A 16,244-nucleotide genomic window follows, 5' to 3' on the forward strand; every position below is an offset into this window, starting at 1 on the left:
GTCTATCGCAAGGCTGCCTCGACGATATCTCTCACATCGTGGGCGACACTGTCCATGTCGCGATTGCCATCGATGACGCGAAACCGGTCGGAAAACTCATCGGCCAGCGCCAGAAACCCAGCGCGCATCTGTTTTTGTAGGGCAGGGCCGAAATCTTCGAACCGCTCCTCGGTGCCCTGTCGCCCTTTGGCGCGGGACAAGCCTGTGTCCGGATCCATGTCGATCAGCAGGGTCATGTCTGGCTCGCGTCCGATCACCAGGTCATGTAGCTGATCGACCACCGCCCGCAGGTTCCCGCGGGACAGGCCCTGATACATCCTTGTACTGTCGGCAAAGCGATCACAGATCACCACCTTTCCCGCATCCAAGGCCGGTGCGATTGTCCGCTCCAGATGATCGCGGCGGGCTGCGGTGAACAGTAACAACTCGGTTTCCGCCGACCACCGGTCAGGGTCGCCTTCCAGCACGAGGCTGCGGATTTCTTCGGCCCCCGGAGACCCTCCGGGTTCGCGCGTCAGTACGACCTGATGGCCCGCATTGCAGAGGGACTCGGCCAGCATCCGGGCCTGAGTTGATTTGCCTGATCCGTCTATGCCTTCAAAGGTCAGGAATAACCCGCGTTGCGTCACATCGACTCCAGCGGGTTATTGATTACGTCTTTCAGGACAATGCCGCCGACCGTCATCATGCGCACCATGAAACCGCCCAGTGGGACATCCTCGGCCGCGAACAGAGGGCGACGGATTTCGGGCAGACCTTCGGGCTTGATCACGAGCTCGGCCAGTTGCTGGCCTTTGGCAACAGGTGCGTTGATGGGGCCGTCATAGACAACCTCAGCTTCGATATTCTGGGTGCCCAGAACCGGGAACAAAACATTCAGGTCGCCGTCGGGCACCAGACCCACGGTCTTTTTCTCACCCATCCAAAGCTTGGCTTCGGCTATCGGCGCTTCTTCGGTGGCAACTGTCCTCTCGACAAAATTTCGAAACGACCAGTTAACCACGGACTCAGCCTCCTCTGCCCGCTGAGCGGTACTGTCTAGGCCAGTGAGAACGAAGATCACCCGGCGATCGCCTTGTTTGGCCGATCCGACAAGGCCGTAGCCGGCCTCTTGCGTGTGGCCGGTTTTCAGGCCGTCGGCCCCAATGTTCAGCCGTAGCAGCGGGTTGCGGTTGCGCTTGTTCGAAGGCGCGCGCCCGTCAAACTCGAATTCTTCTTCAGCGAACAGCGGGTAATATTCGGGGAAATCCGTGATCAGCCGATCTGCGAGGACGGCGAGATCATGCACGGACATCATATGCCCGGCAGCAGGCCAGCCGTTAGAGTTGGCAAAGTTTGAGTTGTTCATCCCCATCTGCTGCGCGCGCTGGGTCATATAGCGGGCAAATCCGGCCTCGGTCCCATCGGGGCTGAGCGCCTCGGCGATCACCACGCAAGCGTCATTGCCAGACAGCACGATAATGCCCCGTATCAGATCCTCGACAGACACACGGTCCTGCGTGTTCAGGAACATGGTTGAGCCGCCATAGCTCATGGCATGTTCCGAGACAGGCAATGTCTCCTGCAGCGTCAAACGCCCATCACGTAGGGCTTCGAACGCGACATAAAGCGTCATGAGCTTGGACATGGATGCGGGCGGAAGCGGCTGATCGGCGTCTTTGGAAAGAAGCACGGTACCTGTGGTCTGATCCATTACATATGCCGCGCGCGCCGAGGTGTCGAACGCGTGGGCGGGCAGGGCCAGAACAGCCATCCCGAGGGTGAAAACGGATGTTCGCAATGCGGATAGCATAAGGTGCCTCCTGTTCTCAGTTGGCCACGGTGAACGCGTCGCCAAAGCCCAGATCTTTCACGTCGTTCTGGATGGCCTTGCGCTCGGCGCGGGTGGCGGCGGGTCCGACCAGCACGCGCCAGACGGTGTTGTCTTCGGTCTTTAACTCTCGCACCTCGGCCGACATGCCGTTTCTGCGGATCTTGGCGGCGGCGCTGTTTGCATTGGACTGAACACCAAACGTACCAACCTGAACAAAGGGTTTCGAAAGAGAGGATGTCGTGGCGGCCGTCGCGGCAACAGGCGTCGGCTCTGCGGCGTCGATAGCGGCTGCGGCCCCTTCGATCGGGTCAAGCGTGGTTTCGGTTATCGCGTTGGGATCTTTTTTCTGCCACCACTTGCGCTTGGTCGGTTTTTCCGCAGGCGCAACCACCGGTGCATCGGTCAAAGCCGGAGCCGTGCTGGCCGCCGATATCTCTGCGGTGGCCTCGACGGCGGCCTCGGCCCCATCCACGGCTGCGTCCGAGGCAACAGCGGCTGCGCCTACAGCGCCTGCGGTCGCCGCTGCGGCGGGCTCTTTCTTCTGCCACCATTTGCGCTTGGCCGGTTTTTCCGTCTCAGAGGTGGCTTCGGGCGCATCAACTTCGGCCACGTCACTAGCTACGGCGGCCTCGGCCCCATCCTCGGCTGCGTCCGTGGCAACAGCGGCTGCGCCCACAACGCCTGCAGTCGCCGCTGCGGCAGGGGCTTTTTTCTGCCACCATTTGCGCTTGGCCGGTTTTTCCGTCTCAGAGGTGGCCTCGGACGCATCAACCTCGGCCACGTCACTGGCGGCGGCGGTCTCGGTGCTTGCTTCGGGCGCGGTCTCGGCCTCAGCGACCTCGGGCTCGGGAGCGACCTCTACGGTTTCGCGCCGCAAGGCCACCACGTTGATCTTGGTCGGCGCGCCAGCAAGGATACCCAGTTGCTCCGCTGCTGCAGAAGATACTTGTAAGGCCGGGCCGGGCAGATTGCGTTCCCGCCGGAATAAGGCGCCGGTCACGGATTTATTGTTCGAGGCGTTTTTTATGATCACCCGCTCGGGCTGAGTCACATCAGGGTGAGCCACCCAGATCCCGCCCAGCGATGGGCGGCCGTCCCACAATCCGGCCTCGGTCAATTGGAACACGTCCGGTGCTTCGACATCGCGCTGTGTGTCGCCGGAGGTTTGAGGGAAAAGTTCGTTTTTGCTCGTGTTTTCGTCGGGTTTTTCTGCGGTTGCCAGCGTTTCCTCGCAACCCGACAACACCACCAAGGCTACAGCCAAGCACGCCAGCCGTTTTGGCTCTGGGCGGATCTCAGTCGCTCGCTTCATTTTGTCATCCCTTGCCTGAAGGGGCCTCGTTCCCCGAGCCCCACCGTCAGCCGGCCGGTTCTTCGCGCCAGTCTGCTGCGGTCTTTCATGCGGATCATAACGTGGGTGTGGTTCTATGGAAAGTCCACTGGTTGGGCTTCGGCAAGATTTCCCGATTTCGACTTGCCTCTGATTTCAGTTGGCCTTAGACCCTGCTTTCGACGGGGAGGTGGCAGAGTGGTCGAATGCGGCGGTCTTGAAAACCGTTGGGCGTGAGAGCGTCCCCAGGGTTCGAATCCCTGTCTCCCCGCCACTCATACCTGTCTCACTTCAGTTGTATTTTCTGATCCGGAATTGTTACGCAATTCCCGCGCGTTGGCGCATGCGCTTTCAATCAGAGACGAAGCAAACCGTACATTCAGAGGACAATTCAGGCGCGAGTCTCAGTGTCGCATTTTAGCGGGGTCGCTTTGGGCTGGATTTCCCTGATAACCTGTAATTTACAGGGAATTTTCGCAAACCGGGACTGACTTCCGTCATTTCTTCTATCAGAACTGTATGTTTCTCAGAGGTTTATGTTGCAAATTCCCTAAAAGGTGGAACAGGGAATTTCCTCGTGCGAACAGGGAATTGTTCCGCCGGATCAGGGAGGGCGAAGTCTGTATCAGGGACGCAGGAGCTGGAGATGTCAGAAGCCGAACAGGCGTTCCTGTTCGGACCATTCAAGTGGGTGGGTCACGCTGACCAGACGCTTGAGTGTGAGTTCGGGCGGCTGGCTCCCGTCGAGAATCGCCGTTTGAATCTTTGGTGAGAGAAAGGCGAGCTGAGCACGGGTGCGGATGAAGGCGTCAGGGACGCTTTCGCGGCGGGCAATCTCCATCAGTTGAACTCCGGCCTTCAGATCACGGGCCCAGCCATGGGCGCGGATCAGCATGGACCGGAGGTGGGGGTCAGGTTGGGGTGCCATGTCTCCGGCGATGACCTTGGCCTCGACGCCGCGGCGGCACAGATCGAAAGATGCGGTGACGTGGGTGAGATCCGGGTGCAGATGATCGGCCGCGATGCCAAGTGCGCTTGCCAGAGTTTTGGGGTTAAATTCGAGGTCGATCTGTCCTCGTGCAAGTTTGGCTTTGGCCAGAAGAGCAGCGCCGATCTGACAGCCATGGCCTAGAAGCCGGGTTACTAAATCCGCAACTGAAGTCTGAACTGCCTCGGCTGACCCGGCCTCCGGCTGCGCCAGTACTTGGTGCGCCGCGGCGGCGTCTTGCAAATGTCTGACGATGACATCCATGACGGCGTGTTCCAGCGCTGGGCCGGGCAGTCGCCAGCCAGAGATATCCTTGCCGCCTGAGATCAGTCGATTGGAGATATAGTAGCGCAACCGTCGGCCTTTGCGCGTGGTGTGGGTCGGCGTCAACCGATCACCAGTTTCGTCATACAGCAGACCGGTGAGCCAGGCCCCGGGGTCAGTGGAGTGTTGGCGCGCATCGGAGTCGCCGCGTGCCCGCGAGCGGTTGGAGGCCTGTCGCATTTTTTCCTGCACCCGGTCCCAGATGTCCTGATCGATGATCGCCGGATGTTGTCCGTCCCAGATCTTATCCTTGTGGCGGATTTTTCCGAGATAGACCGGATTGCGCAGCAGGTAATAGATTTGACCCCGTGACAGCGGACAATCCCCCTTCACACTGCCATCTGTCCGAACAACCCGTTTTGACCGCAGGTCTTCTGCCGTTGCCCGTTCTTCTACTTTGCGCAGGCAACCAAGCTCGTCATAAAGCCCAAAGAGATGCCGGACCGTTCTGGCCTCCTCTTCATTCACCACCAGCGTTCTTGCCTTCGGATCGGGGTGGCGATCATAGCCCAGAGGCAGGTTGCCACCCATCCAAAGCCCCTTCTTCTTCGACGCTGCAATCTTGTCGCGAATACGTTCGGCGGTGACTTCCCGTTCAAACTGAGCAAAGGACAACAGCACATTCAGCGTTAACCGGCCCATGGAAGATGAGGTATTGAAGGCCTGCGTGACGGACACAAAAGAACAGTTTGCCTGTTCCAGCCGGTCGACCAGCTTAGAGAAGTCGGCAAGCGACCGGGTCAGCCGGTCAATCTTGTAGACCACCACCATGTCAATACGCCCGGCATCGATCTATTCAAGAAGGCGCTGAAGGGCGGGTCGCTCTAGGGTGCCGCCCGACAGGCCACCGTCATCGTAGCGCCCGGACAACAGGGTCCAGCCTTCATGTCGCTGGCTTGCGACATAGGCCGCGCAGGCCTCATATTGCGCATCCAGCGAATTGAAGTCCTGATCCAGACCATCTTCTGAGGACTTGCGCGTGTAGATGGCGCATCGGATTTTACGGCGCGGGCTCATTTGGCCGCCTTGCCGGTGAGCCCAAAGAAACGCGGCCCTGACCAATGCGCGCCGGTAATCTCTCGGGCGATGGCCGAGAGTGAGCGATAGGACCGACCGTTCCAAGTGAAGCCGTCTTCTGTAACGTCGACTACATGGGTCACACTATTCCACTCGCGTAGCAGGCGCCCGCCGGGTTTTAGGGCAGGGCATGTAGGCCGGGGTTTCTTCCCAGAGCCCTTTTCCAGCGTGGCTTTGACCTGGCGGGGTAGCCTGCCATGACGGCGGGACTGCATCTCAAAGGCGATAAAGCGGCGCAGAAAGGGTTGGCTGAGCATGGCGGGGGCGGGTTGATCAAACAGTTGCTGCCAAAGCGTGACCAGATCCGATCGACCCATGGCGGCGAGATCGGCGACATCGCTCGTCTTGGTCATGACGCTTCTCCAGTTCCCGCCGCCAGATGATATGTGGATGGTCCATTTGGTTTGTCGGATGTCCGCCGTTCAATTGTGACGCCTTTTTTCCGCAGACCGCTTAGAGCTGCTCGGACCGAATGAGGCTGCCATCCCGTTGCTTTGCAGAGCGCCTCAAGGCTGGCGCCGCTCGGGCGGCGCAACAAGTGTTGCACTTTGTCAATTTTGGTTTGCTTCCGCTTGGACATGTATTGTCTCCTCTGATTTGGGGCTGGCTAGATGCCGAACCCCGGTACCGAGGAGCGCCCGAATGGCTCGGGCGTGGGTTCAGTGATGCGTGGTTGACGGCAACAGTCCAGCTCTTTCTGAAGCGATTACTTGAGGCGTGTGTTTTGAAGGGCGTTGCTGGCGTACCCCCGATTATTCGTCAACAATCTTAATTGGTTACTTTTAGTTTGGGGGGTTGCGTCTCGTATTGATGGCACCTACATTCGACCTAATCGCCCGGACTATCAGGGCGGGAAACTGCTCCCGCAGGCAGCACTCATTGGAAACACAGGTTTCCGCAGAGAGCATTCAAAGGAGCAACGTCTCGGATCGATTGGTCCGGGGAGTTGCGATTTGTGCTCTCTCCGATTTTCCAGCGCGATCCCTCCATCTCGACGTCCGCGCGGCGTCACGCAAAAGGAGGCGGTTATGCCTGCCAAAAACACACACAGCGACGTTCGGGCGTCCAATACGCCTATCTGGATGGCCGAAAAAGTTATCCAATCCCAGATCAGCCAGATCAAGCCCTACGCCAACAACAACCGCGTGCACGCGGCCAAGAATGTCGACAAACTGAAAGCATCGGTGGCCCAGTTTGGCTTTGTCACTCCGATCCTGTTGGATGGTTCGGGCACAATCATCGCGGGTCATGGCCGCTATGAGGCCGCTAAGGCCCTGGGGTTGAATTCCGTACCGACTGTTGTCGCGGATCATTTGTCAGAAGCGGAAGTGCGCGCTCTGCGCATTGCGGACAATAAGCTGGCGGAATTGTCGGACTGGAATGAAGCGGCGTTGCAGATCGAATTTGCCGAGCTGATGGACCTCAGCCTTGATGGCGAGTTGAACTTTGATCTGGACATCACAGGGTTCGAAACACCGGAGATCGACATCATTATCGACAGCGTCGGTGAGGTGACGGTATCTGTAGCGGAAACTGTTGAGACGCCGGACCCTGCGGCACCCGTAGTCACGGAGCCGGGCGACCTCTGGGTTCTCGGAGATCATCGCATTTTCTGCGGGGACGCCCTTCAAGCCCAGAGCTACGACACCTTGCTGGAAGGCGAGACCCCGCAGATAGTCTTCACCGATCCGCCTTACAACGTGCCTGTCAATGGGCATGTGCGGTCCGGCAATAGCGCCGAACACCGCGAGTTTGCCATGGCGTCGGGAGAAATGACGGATAGCGAGTTCCGCGGCTTTCTTTCAGGCGCGATCACGCAGTTGTTTGACTGCCTGCCGAACGGAGGCATCGCGATGATCTGCATGGACTGGCGTCATATCGAAGAACTGATTACGGCGGGCAAAGCAGCTGGATTGGACCTCATCAATCTCTGCGTCTGGAACAAGACGAACGGAGGCATGGGCAGCCTTTATCGCTCAAAGCATGAGCTGATTTGCATTTTCAAGAAGCCTGGTGCGCCGCACATCAACAACGTCGAGCTGGGCAAACACGGGCGCAACCGGACCAACGTCTGGGATTACGCCGGTGTGAACAGCTTTGGGGCAGGGCGCGAGGCGGATCTCGCGGATCATCCCACGGTGAAGCCGACAGCTCTGGTTGCAGATGCCATCATGGATGTGAGCCACCGCGGCGATGTCGTGCTGGACGCCTTTGGCGGGTCCGGCGCGACTCTGCTGGCAGCTGAGAAAACCGGGCGCCAAGCGCGGCTTATTGAGCTCGACCCGGCTTATGTCGATGTGGCCATCCGCCGTTGGCAGGAGATGACCGGTGATAGCGCCGTGCACGCGGTAACAGGCCAGACGTTCGATGCGCGTTTTGCGGCCAACGATACCACTTCAGAACAGGAGGTGGGTCATGTCTGACGATACGAAAGAGTATGAGGTCGGCTACGGCAAACCGCCCAAAGCGACCCAATTCAAAAAAGGCCGATCCGGCAATCCGAAAGGGCGGCCGAAAGGTGCCAAGGGGGTGAATGCCAGCTTGAAACGTGAATTGGAAACCAAGATTACGGTTCGCGAAGGCAGCCACGAAATCCGGATTTCCAAGGCTGAGGCAATTGCCAAGCGGTTCACAGCAGGCGCGTTGAAGGGCGACACGAAATTGTTGATGGCGCTGCTTAAGCTGGACACAGATCTGTTCAACGCAAGTGAATTGGACGCGCAAGAAAGCGTCCGTACGGTTGAGCCCGACGCTGTCGACTACGACATCCTCCGGGATTTCTTTTCCAGCCAACTGGACGGTGACGGTGATCTGGAAAACGAGGAGGCGGAAGATGACGACTCCTGATCCAAAAATCGTCGTGCAAGCCGCTCGCGAGGTTTGCCGGGACAATTTCTTTCCCTTCGTTTGGCGTGTGTTTGGCACGCTGCACCAGGGAACTGACCGCAGCTTTGATCCGGCCTGGCATGTGCGGGCCATGTGCCATGAGTTGGACAATGTCCGTCGAGGCGAAAACAAGCGACTGATCATCAACATCCCGCCACGTTGCCTGAAATCGGTCACCGTGGCCGTTGCATATGTCGCTTATCTTCTCGGTCATAACCCCAGCGCCAAGATCATCGTTGCCAGCTATGGGTTGGATCTGGCGCGCAAACATTCCGAAGATTGTCGTCGGATCATGTCTGCGCGCTGGTACCGGGAAATGTTCCCTGAAACGGTCTTGGCTAAAAAGGGCAACACCTCAGAAGAAATCCGCACCACAAAGGGAGGCAGCCGTAAGGCTGTCTCCATTGGAAGTTCTGTCACCGGTCATGGCGCCGATTACATCATCATCGATGACCTGCTGAAAGCCGGAGATGCCGGCTCCGAAGCCGAGCTGGTCAAGGCGCAGGAGTTCATTGAGGGGACCTTGTTGTCGCGCTTCGACAATCCGGCCGAAGGGCGTGTGGTTATGGTTGCGCAACGGTTGCACGAGATGGATCCGCCGGGTTATCTGCTCGAACGCGGGACCTACCGGCATCTGAATCTGCCTGCCATCGCAGAAGGCCATGAGGTGGTTCCTCTTGGGCATGGAAGGGTCATGCGCCGCAAACCTGGTGATCTCCTGTGCCCGTCCCGTTTGGATCAGCAAACGCTGGATACCAAGCGTCGCGAAATGGGCGCGGCCGTGTTCAATTGCCAGTATCAGCAGAACCCCATTGCTCCCGACGGGTCGCCCTTGCGCTGGGAGTGGTTTGGCACCTACGAGACCATCGAAGATCGCCGCTGGTTCCAACTGGTGGTTCAGAGCTGGGATACGGGCATGTCGGCAGACCCCCGGTCTGATTTCTCTGTCTGTACAACCTGGGGGTTCCGCGAAAATGCGTGGCATCTTATCGACGTCTGGCGCGGGCAGGTAGACTACCCAGACCTGAAAGCCAAGGCACTGCAACTTGTCGGCCGTTGGGATCCCGATCGTGTCCTGATCGAAGATGCGGCCTCCGGCAAACCTCTTTTGGACGAATTGTTTCGTGATGACCGTCGGCGCTACGAACGCATTAAACCCGACAAGGACAAGGAAACCCGGTTCCAGTCCGCTTGCGGTCCTGTCGAAGAGGGCAAGGTTTATCTGCCTGCAGATGCACCCTGGCTGCCGGTATTCAAACGGGAGCTTCAGTCCTTTCCACGCGGACGCAACGACGATCAGGTCGACAGCTTTGCCCACTTTCTGAACTGGTCCAAGGGACCGGGCTTCTACCGGGCATTGGGCCGCGACCACCGGATCAACATCGAACGTCGGGAGCGTAATCGAGAGAGGGTCAGGCGACGGTAGGATCTCGGAGTTGAGCTTGAAAACTCGTTGAATAGTACTGGGAGGGCCGATGTCGGACCAATCCTGAGAGCGGCCCCAATGACCGCTCGCAACCACAAACCGGTCTAATCGCTAATGCCGTCGGATGACGGCTTTGAGCCCTTCCCGACCGATGCAGCTTTTGTCACGAACGGGCAGAATGCCGACCTTACGGACCTTCGCTGCGGGCACGAGAAGTCAGAGTTCGCAGAAACCAAGGCGGTCAAGATGGGCGGCAAGCGGGAGTTCGCTGCGGATAGCATGGAGGTCTCCTTTCCCATCGATTGCTCCCCGCGAAGGGCTCGCCGGTTCATGCATCTCTTCGGCATTACCATTGGCGACCGAGGTTCCAAGAGATTGCGGTAGTCGAGAAGTCGCAGCGGGGTCAGGCTAATCTGCAGGCGCTCCGGCAATTTGGGCCTCTTGTGCCTCCTTATTGCGCCAATCTTTCGGGGATATGCCGAAGTTCCGCGTGAAGGCTCGGGTGAGTGCCGATGTTTCGGACAAGCCGACCAATTGGGCGATCTCCTTGATCGAATGATCAGATGTGGTGAGCAGTTCGGAGGCCTTTTCCATCCGCAGCCGGTTGATCACCTTGGACGCCGTTGTTCCGTAGGAGGACAAGCGCTTGTTCAGCACCTTGGTGGTGATGCTGCACATCCGGGCGGCCTCGCTCACCGTCAGCGCCGGATCGGACAGCCTTGATCGCACGAGAATTTCGAAGCCTTCGAGGTAGTCCAGGGGCACATCGACCTGAACCGGTTCTTCGATATCATTGTCGTGGTTCACGAGGAGTTCGGGGTTGATTGGAAGCGACAGCCAGGCCGCCGGAAAGCGGATGGAGAATCCCCTGTTGTTGCACTTGATGCCCCGCACGCCATGAAACTGCTCCGGCAGCAGGGTCGGATCGCAGAGGCGCAGAACAACCTGGGTTGGATCCCATCGGAAATCGAGAACACGGTGCAGCAGGGAGATCCAGATCCCGACGAGAAAGGCGTCCGAATGGCCCGGCGACACCTCGGGTTCGAAATTGCGACTGGTGGTGAAGTAGGCGTGTTCCTCCTCGATCAGGAGCCGGAAGGACACCGCGTTGCTTTCCTTCGAGACGATCTGGGTGAACCGGGTGAAGAAATCGCCAAGGGTCACCGACTGGCCGAGGAGCGCCCCACGCGGCAGGAACTTCAACAGGTCTGTCTGTTGTCCCGCCAAGGCGCAGATATCCGGCCGGGTGATGTCGGCGATGGAGGCCAGCGCCGCATAGACCGTGTCATGCGGGATGAACTCGGCCGGGTTCAGGACCTGTTCCTCGCTCAATCCATGCAGCCCGAGCGCAAAGGCCGGATCCGCATCGAGCCGCCGCATCATCGCTACGACGGGGCCGAGGACCGTAGCACGTACGAGGGACAAACCGTCCTTTTGTTCTCCTTGCGGCATCCACATCACCCTTTCGCTCTCCGACACGCTACGGGCGCGGGCGCCTGACGGCCAAGCAGAAATTGGCTGAAATTGACCGGATCAGGTCAGAAAAATGCACCACGGGATCAGCGGGTCAAAAGAATCTCGGGGCACATGTGCATAGTGGGAGGATCGGTCCGCAGGAAGACCGACCCCTGGGAGGACACCGAATGACAACACTCAACCTGAAGGCGTTGCTGCCGGCCATGTCAATGGCAATTGCGCTCACGACGCCTGCCATTGCGCAGGATATCCCCAACATTCCCTCGGAGGTCACGCTGTTCAAGAACGTGATGGTCTTCGACGGGGTGAATGACGGCTTGAAAGATGTCGACGTGCTCGTCGTCAAGAACAAGATTCACAAGATTGCAGAGGACATTCCCGAATCCGGCACGTGGGAAGTCGAAGTTCGAACGGGCGGAAGCAAGCGCCTGCCCGATCCTGTTGGCGGTATCGACGGCTATTCTTTCACCATCCAGACCGAACGCGGTATCGAGACCAAAGAGGTCGAGGTCAATGTGATCGACGGCGGCGGACGCACCTTGATGCCGGGACTGATCGACAGCCATGTGCATGTGAATATGTACAAGGATGGCACGATCCCGGGCCTTCAGGACACGACATGGGAGGAGATCGGCGCACGTTCTGCGGCCTTTGCGCAGGAAATGCTGGCGATGGGCTTCACAACCGTGCGCGACATGTGCGGTGCACATGGTGGACTTCGTGCGGTAATCGACGAGGGTTCGCTTCCGGGCCCGCGGATATACTCGTCCGGCGCCTGCCTCAGCCAGACCGGTGGTCATGGCGACTGGGGGATCGCCGGGCAACGCAAGAACGAAAGCAATCTTGAACGGCTGGAGATCACGCGGCTTGTCGACGGCCCTGCCGAAGTGCTCCACGGCGCGCGGCGGAACTTTGCGCTTGGGGCCAACTACCTCAAGATCATGGTCAGTGGTGGTGTGACCTCCATCAAGGACCCGATCTACCAGTCCGCCTTTACAGACGAAGAAATCGCCGCTGCCGTCGAGGTGGCCGGGGACATGGATTCCTATGTCGCCATGCATGTCTTCATGGATAGCGACCTGTCGCGCGCGCTCGATCTCGGGGTCAAAGTGGTGGATCACGGCCTGACCATAACGGAACCGACGATGCAGAAGCTGGTAGAGAAGGAAGCGTTCTTCTCGCCCAACCTGACCGCGTTGGCGCCCGAGGCGCTTGAGCATCCGATGCACCAGGACCCGACCTTCCCGCCGACGGCGAAGTTCCTCTGGTTGCGGAAAAACAGCGAGCAGTTGTTTGATCTGGTGCGGAAGTACAAGCCGAAGATGGTGTTCGATTCCGACTACGTGCTGCTGACCGGTGTGCCGTACCGGCAGTCGATGGACTTCACCAAGGCTTTCATGGCGCGTGAGTTCGGCAACCTCTGGGCCTTGCAGATGATGACCTCGAATGGCGGCGAACTGGCCGCACTGACGGGACGCGGAAACCCCTATCCCGAAGGCAAGCTCGGCGTGATCGAGGAAGGTGCCTATGCCGATATCCTCATCGTTGACGGAAACCCGCTCGAAGACATCACTGCCATCGGCGCTGTCGATACATGGTTCGATGCCGAGCCACGCGGGCAGGACGTGCCGAGCATTCGCGTCATCATGAAGGACGGCAAGTTCTACAAGAACACGTTGAACTGAACTTTCGGCGGGGCGCTGGCTCCGCCGTCAACATTGCGGAAGGGCAAACTTATGAAGCATCTTTTCAAGTCCACATTACTGGCGGGCGTGGTGTCGCTCGCTGCCGGCATGTCCTCTGCGCAGGACGAAGCGCTGCCGCAGACCCTGTTCACCAATGTCCATGTTTTTGACGGCGTGAACGAGGCGCGGATCGAAAACGCCAGCGTTCTGGTCGAAGGCAACCTGATCAAGGAAATTTCGACGGACGGGATCGAAGCGCCCAACGCAACCATGATTGACGGCGGCGGGCGCACGCTCATGCCGGGGATGCATGACCAGCACGTGCATTTGCTGGTGTTCAACCCGCTCAGTGACGGGTTGCGCCAGAACATCACGCCCTTCCATCTTGGTGGCGTTGCAACGATCCGGTCCGAGCGCATCCTGATGAACGGGTTCACGACGGTTCGTGACCTCGGCGGACCGGCAAAGTCCATCGCGCGGATCATCGATACCGGTATGTTCCCCGGCCCGAGGATCTATTCCTCGGAGGCCTTCATCACGCAGACATCGGGCCATGCCGATTTCCGCAAGCTGAACGACCGGCATCCAACCCTGTCGGGGCAAGGCCCATCGCATTGGGTCGACACGGACATGAGCTTCATCGCGGATGGCCCGGAGCAGATCCGCATGGCGGTGCGCGAGAACCTGCGGCGCGGGGCAACCCAGATCAAGGTCATGGTCAGCGGTGGGGTCACGTCCGAGTTCGACCCGCTGCATTCGCTTCAGTACCAGGCGGACGAGATCCAGATGGCGGTCAAGACCGCCGAGCAATGGGGCACCTACGTCACCTGCCACGTGTTCACCGAGCAGGCGATCCGCAACTGTATCGACAACGGTGCAAAGACCGTTGAGCACATCCCGTTCCTGACCAAGGAGGCCGCCGAGATCATGGTCGAAAAGCAGATCATGTTCGCGACGGCGGTAGCCCCGGTCTACTCGGTGACGACCGAACAGGCGGAAGCCTTCTACACGCCAGCCTCGTTCGCCAAATGGAAGAGTGTCCGTGACGCCGCCGCCAACATGATCGAGGTGATCCAGACGACACCGGGCATGATCGACCTCTACACTCTGGGCACCGATCTCATCAACAACTGGGACCAGACGCTTGAGCAGGACAAGAAGATGAACGACGAGTTCAAATACCTGCACGAGGCCAAGTTCAAACCCTTCGACATTCTGCGCATGGCCACATCGAACGGCGCCCGCATGAACCGGCTTACGGGCTTGAACAATCCGTATCAAGACGGCCCGCTCGGCGTGGTCGAGGAAGGCGCTTACGCGGATCTCCTGCTGGTCGATGGCAACCCGCTCGAAGACATCCTTCTTCTGGCCGATCCTGATCCCAACCTGAAGGTCATCATGAAGGACGGCGTGATCTACAAGAACACGCTGGACTGAGGAGAGCGCGGGGCGGTCTCCCTCGTCCGCCCCGCGTTTTTTTGCCCGACGCAATCATCCCGGAAGGACTGACCGTGAAACACCTCACTCTTGCCACTCTCATGGCCCTCTGCAGTTCGATGGCGGTTGCTCAGGAGTGCGACGTCGCGCTTCTCAACGGCCGCGTCATGGACCCGGAAACCAATCTTGATGCCGTGCGCAATGTCTGCGTGACCGGCGACAGGATCACCGCGATCACCGAAGATGCCTTGACGGGCAAGCGCGAGATCGACGTTTCCGGGCATGTAGTCGCGCCGGGATTCATCAACACCCATTCGCATTCCTTTGGCGGCTTCGATCAGAAGATGATGGCCCATGATGGCACGACGACGATCCTCGATACCGAGAGCGGCGTGGCGGATGCCGACCTGTTCTACGACAAGTACGAGGGCAATTCCTTTCTCAACTTCGGTTCCGGGATGGGGCACGAGGAGATCCGGCGTGTCGTGATGGATGGGGTTTCAGTCGAGCTGGCATCCGATCCGACCTACATCCTCAAGTCACGCGGTGCAGCCGAGGAAGAAGACGGACATGCCAGCTGGGCGCTGGATATTCCGACTGCGGATCAGCTCGTCGAAGTCATGACCATGTATGAAAAGGGTCTTCGCGCCGGGGCGATCACCGTCAACACGACGGTGGGATACATGGGATACAACACCTATCCGAAGGAGATTTTCGCGCTTCAGAAAATGGCGAAGAAGTATGACCGCTTCTTTGGCGCCCATACCCGTTTCGGTCCGACCGAGAGCCTGCCGCTCTACTATTCCCTGGGCGCAAACGAGGTGATCGCAAACGCCGTTGCGCTCGACGGGGCCCTGATCCTTTCCCACATCCAGAACCAGGGGTGGGAAGAAATCTACGAGCTTGCGCGCCGCCTGCAAATGCGCGGAATGACCATCTTCGCGGAATACTACCCGGCCATCACCGGCAATCCGAACATCGCGACACCGCAACTGCTGCCGGACAAGATCGAGGCGAACAATATCGTTCCGACCCGCGATATCTTCGATACCAGCACCGGCGAACTCTACGAGTCCGACGAGGAGTTCTTCCGGCAGCAGAAGGAGGATCCGAGCAAGCCGATTTTCATCACAGTCCGCCCCGAAGCAGACCTGGAGCGCTGGATCCACATGAAGGATATTGCGATCGCCAACGACATCGTCGGCTTCACCGTCGATGGCGAACCGCTGCCGATCGAGGCCGATTTCACGGAGTACGGGGGGCACCCGCGCAATGCCGGCACCTATGGCATCGTGTTCCGCGAGGCCCGTGAACAGGGCATCGCGCTGATGGAGATGGTGAACAACGCCTCCTACATTCCCGCGAAGTACTTTTCCAAGGTGGGCCTGAAGGCGATGCAGGAACGCGGCCGGATGCAGGAAGGCATGATCGCGGATATCACGATCTTCGACCCCGACACGATCACCGAAACATCATCGATGAAGAAGGGCATGAACGGCTCCTTCACCAAGGGAATCCCCTACGTTCTGGTGAGCGGGCAGGTCATTATCGACGACGGTGTCGCTAATATCGACCTGCGGCCCGGGCAGCCGATCCGTTACCCGGTCATCGAAGGGGGCGAGATCGATCTGGACCTCGGGGACAAGGAATTCACCTGGCACGCCGACATCGAAACGCCAGAGGATGAGCATTCCGAGTTCCCGCTCCGCCCTGCCGAGCTGGAACACTCCATTCCCGGAGCTCCGGGGCATTGAACCCACAAGAACGGTCAGGGCAGCCATGCTGTACTGACCACAACATCG

13 protein-coding genes, 1 tRNA gene and 1 pseudogene are annotated in these 16,244 nt (G+C 59.0%); 7 read left to right on the top strand and 8 right to left on the bottom strand.

Going from position 1 to position 16,244, the window contains the following annotated elements:
• Positions 1–2: 2 nt before the first annotated feature.
• The 3 genes from tmk to ACR0JF_RS15625 are packed head-to-tail and all read right to left on the bottom strand — an operon-like array spanning position 3 to position 3,125.
• Entirely contained in the window at positions 3–629 is a 627-nt protein-coding gene (gene tmk / locus ACR0JF_RS15615; protein ID WP_170660728.1) for a dTMP kinase, read from the bottom strand.
• Positions 626–1,792 carry a D-alanyl-D-alanine carboxypeptidase family protein gene (locus ACR0JF_RS15620; RefSeq protein ID WP_170375197.1) on the bottom strand — a complete coding sequence of 389 codons (1,167 nt, stop codon included), beginning with the start codon at positions 1,790–1,792 and terminating at the stop codon, positions 626–628. The genes tmk and ACR0JF_RS15620 overlap by 4 nt, the downstream gene beginning before the upstream one ends.
• Before the next feature lie 16 nt (positions 1,793–1,808).
• Positions 1,809–3,125, bottom strand: coding sequence for an SPOR domain-containing protein (locus tag ACR0JF_RS15625; protein WP_170660729.1), 1,317 nt, complete (start codon positions 3,123–3,125; stop codon positions 1,809–1,811).
• Between the two features lie 202 nt (positions 3,126–3,327).
• On the opposite strand from ACR0JF_RS15625, the gene ACR0JF_RS15630 reads away from it, so the two are divergent.
• Positions 3,328–3,417 (top strand) — tRNA-Ser (locus ACR0JF_RS15630).
• Positions 3,418–3,792: 375 nt separating this feature from the next.
• Here ACR0JF_RS15630 and ACR0JF_RS15635 read toward each other — a convergent pair.
• The 4 genes and pseudogenes from ACR0JF_RS15635 to ACR0JF_RS15650 form a co-directional block, all read right to left on the bottom strand.
• Positions 3,793–4,986 carry a recombinase family protein gene (locus tag ACR0JF_RS15635; RefSeq protein WP_480669545.1) on the bottom strand — a complete coding sequence of 398 codons (1,194 nt, stop codon included), beginning with the start codon at positions 4,984–4,986 and terminating at the stop codon, positions 3,793–3,795.
• A 15-nt stretch (positions 4,987–5,001) separates the two neighbouring features.
• A pseudogene (locus ACR0JF_RS15640) lies at positions 5,002–5,472 on the bottom strand (recombinase family protein); the annotation flags it as partial.
• Positions 5,469–5,885, bottom strand: a complete 417-nt coding sequence (locus tag ACR0JF_RS15645) for a DUF2924 domain-containing protein (protein WP_093964944.1) — start codon at positions 5,883–5,885, stop codon at positions 5,469–5,471. The gene ACR0JF_RS15645 and the pseudogene ACR0JF_RS15640, both read right to left, overlap by 4 nt.
• Complete coding sequence (locus tag ACR0JF_RS15650; RefSeq protein WP_093964945.1) at positions 5,882–6,112, bottom strand: DUF3489 domain-containing protein; 231 nt, start codon at positions 6,110–6,112, stop codon at positions 5,882–5,884. Before ACR0JF_RS15650 ends, ACR0JF_RS15645 begins: the two co-directional genes overlap by 4 nt.
• A gap of 448 nt (positions 6,113–6,560) precedes the next feature.
• Here ACR0JF_RS15650 and ACR0JF_RS15655 point away from each other — a divergent pair, with 448 nt between their 5' ends.
• The 3 genes from ACR0JF_RS15655 to terL are packed head-to-tail and all read left to right on the top strand — an operon-like array spanning position 6,561 to position 9,844.
• Complete coding sequence (locus ACR0JF_RS15655; RefSeq protein ID WP_245223230.1) at positions 6,561–7,955, top strand: site-specific DNA-methyltransferase; 1,395 nt, start codon at positions 6,561–6,563, stop codon at positions 7,953–7,955.
• Positions 7,948–8,379, top strand: coding sequence for a DUF5681 domain-containing protein (locus ACR0JF_RS15660; RefSeq protein ID WP_093964947.1), 432 nt, complete (start codon positions 7,948–7,950; stop codon positions 8,377–8,379). Before ACR0JF_RS15655 ends, ACR0JF_RS15660 begins: the two co-directional genes overlap by 8 nt.
• Positions 8,366–9,844, top strand: a complete 1,479-nt coding sequence (terL, locus tag ACR0JF_RS15665) for a phage terminase large subunit (protein ID WP_170660730.1) — start codon at positions 8,366–8,368, stop codon at positions 9,842–9,844. The genes ACR0JF_RS15660 and terL overlap by 14 nt, the downstream gene beginning before the upstream one ends.
• 408 nt (positions 9,845–10,252) lie before the next feature.
• On the opposite strand, the gene ACR0JF_RS15670 is transcribed toward terL, so the two are convergent.
• Entirely contained in the window at positions 10,253–11,296 is a 1,044-nt protein-coding gene (locus tag ACR0JF_RS15670) for a helix-turn-helix domain-containing protein (RefSeq protein WP_170357385.1), read from the bottom strand.
• A gap of 191 nt (positions 11,297–11,487) precedes the next feature.
• Between ACR0JF_RS15670 and ACR0JF_RS15675 the strand changes: the two genes are divergently transcribed.
• From ACR0JF_RS15675 to ACR0JF_RS15685, 3 genes are all read left to right on the top strand, one after another.
• Positions 11,488–13,005 carry a metal-dependent hydrolase family protein gene (locus ACR0JF_RS15675; protein WP_170343540.1) on the top strand — a complete coding sequence of 506 codons (1,518 nt, stop codon included), beginning with the start codon at positions 11,488–11,490 and terminating at the stop codon, positions 13,003–13,005.
• Positions 13,006–13,056: 51 nt separating this feature from the next.
• On the top strand, positions 13,057–14,442 hold the full coding sequence (locus ACR0JF_RS15680) for a metal-dependent hydrolase family protein (RefSeq protein WP_170342821.1): 1,386 nt from the start codon (positions 13,057–13,059) through the stop codon (positions 14,440–14,442).
• 74 nt (positions 14,443–14,516) lie between these two features.
• Positions 14,517–16,196, top strand: coding sequence for an amidohydrolase family protein (locus tag ACR0JF_RS15685; protein WP_170392031.1), 1,680 nt, complete (start codon positions 14,517–14,519; stop codon positions 16,194–16,196).
• Positions 16,197–16,244 lie beyond the last annotated feature (48 nt).

It is taken from the genome of Ruegeria sp. BG11 (assembly GCF_056538565.1).

Bases quoted from the DNA above. Each gene is read 5' to 3' on its own strand.
- ACR0JF_RS15655 (WP_245223230.1), top strand. From the start codon at position 6,561: ATGCCTGCCAAAAACACACACAGCGACGTTCGGGCGTCCAATACGCCT.
- terL (WP_170660730.1), top strand. From the start codon at position 8,366: ATGACGACTCCTGATCCAAAAATCGTCGTGCAAGCCGCTCGCGAGGTT.
- ACR0JF_RS15625 (WP_170660729.1), bottom strand. From the start codon at position 3,125: ATGAAGCGAGCGACTGAGATCCGCCCAGAGCCAAAACGGCTGGCGTGC.
- ACR0JF_RS15620 (WP_170375197.1), bottom strand. From the start codon at position 1,792: ATGCTATCCGCATTGCGAACATCCGTTTTCACCCTCGGGATGGCTGTT.
- ACR0JF_RS15635 (WP_480669545.1), bottom strand. From the start codon at position 4,986: ATGGGTGGCAACCTGCCTCTGGGCTATGATCGCCACCCCGATCCGAAG.
- ACR0JF_RS15675 (WP_170343540.1), top strand. From the start codon at position 11,488: ATGACAACACTCAACCTGAAGGCGTTGCTGCCGGCCATGTCAATGGCA.
- ACR0JF_RS15680 (WP_170342821.1), top strand. From the start codon at position 13,057: ATGAAGCATCTTTTCAAGTCCACATTACTGGCGGGCGTGGTGTCGCTC.
- ACR0JF_RS15660 (WP_093964947.1), top strand. From the start codon at position 7,948: ATGTCTGACGATACGAAAGAGTATGAGGTCGGCTACGGCAAACCGCCC.
- ACR0JF_RS15650 (WP_093964945.1), bottom strand. From the start codon at position 6,112: ATGTCCAAGCGGAAGCAAACCAAAATTGACAAAGTGCAACACTTGTTG.
- ACR0JF_RS15670 (WP_170357385.1), bottom strand. From the start codon at position 11,296: ATGCCGCAAGGAGAACAAAAGGACGGTTTGTCCCTCGTACGTGCTACG.
- ACR0JF_RS15645 (WP_093964944.1), bottom strand. From the start codon at position 5,885: ATGACCAAGACGAGCGATGTCGCCGATCTCGCCGCCATGGGTCGATCG.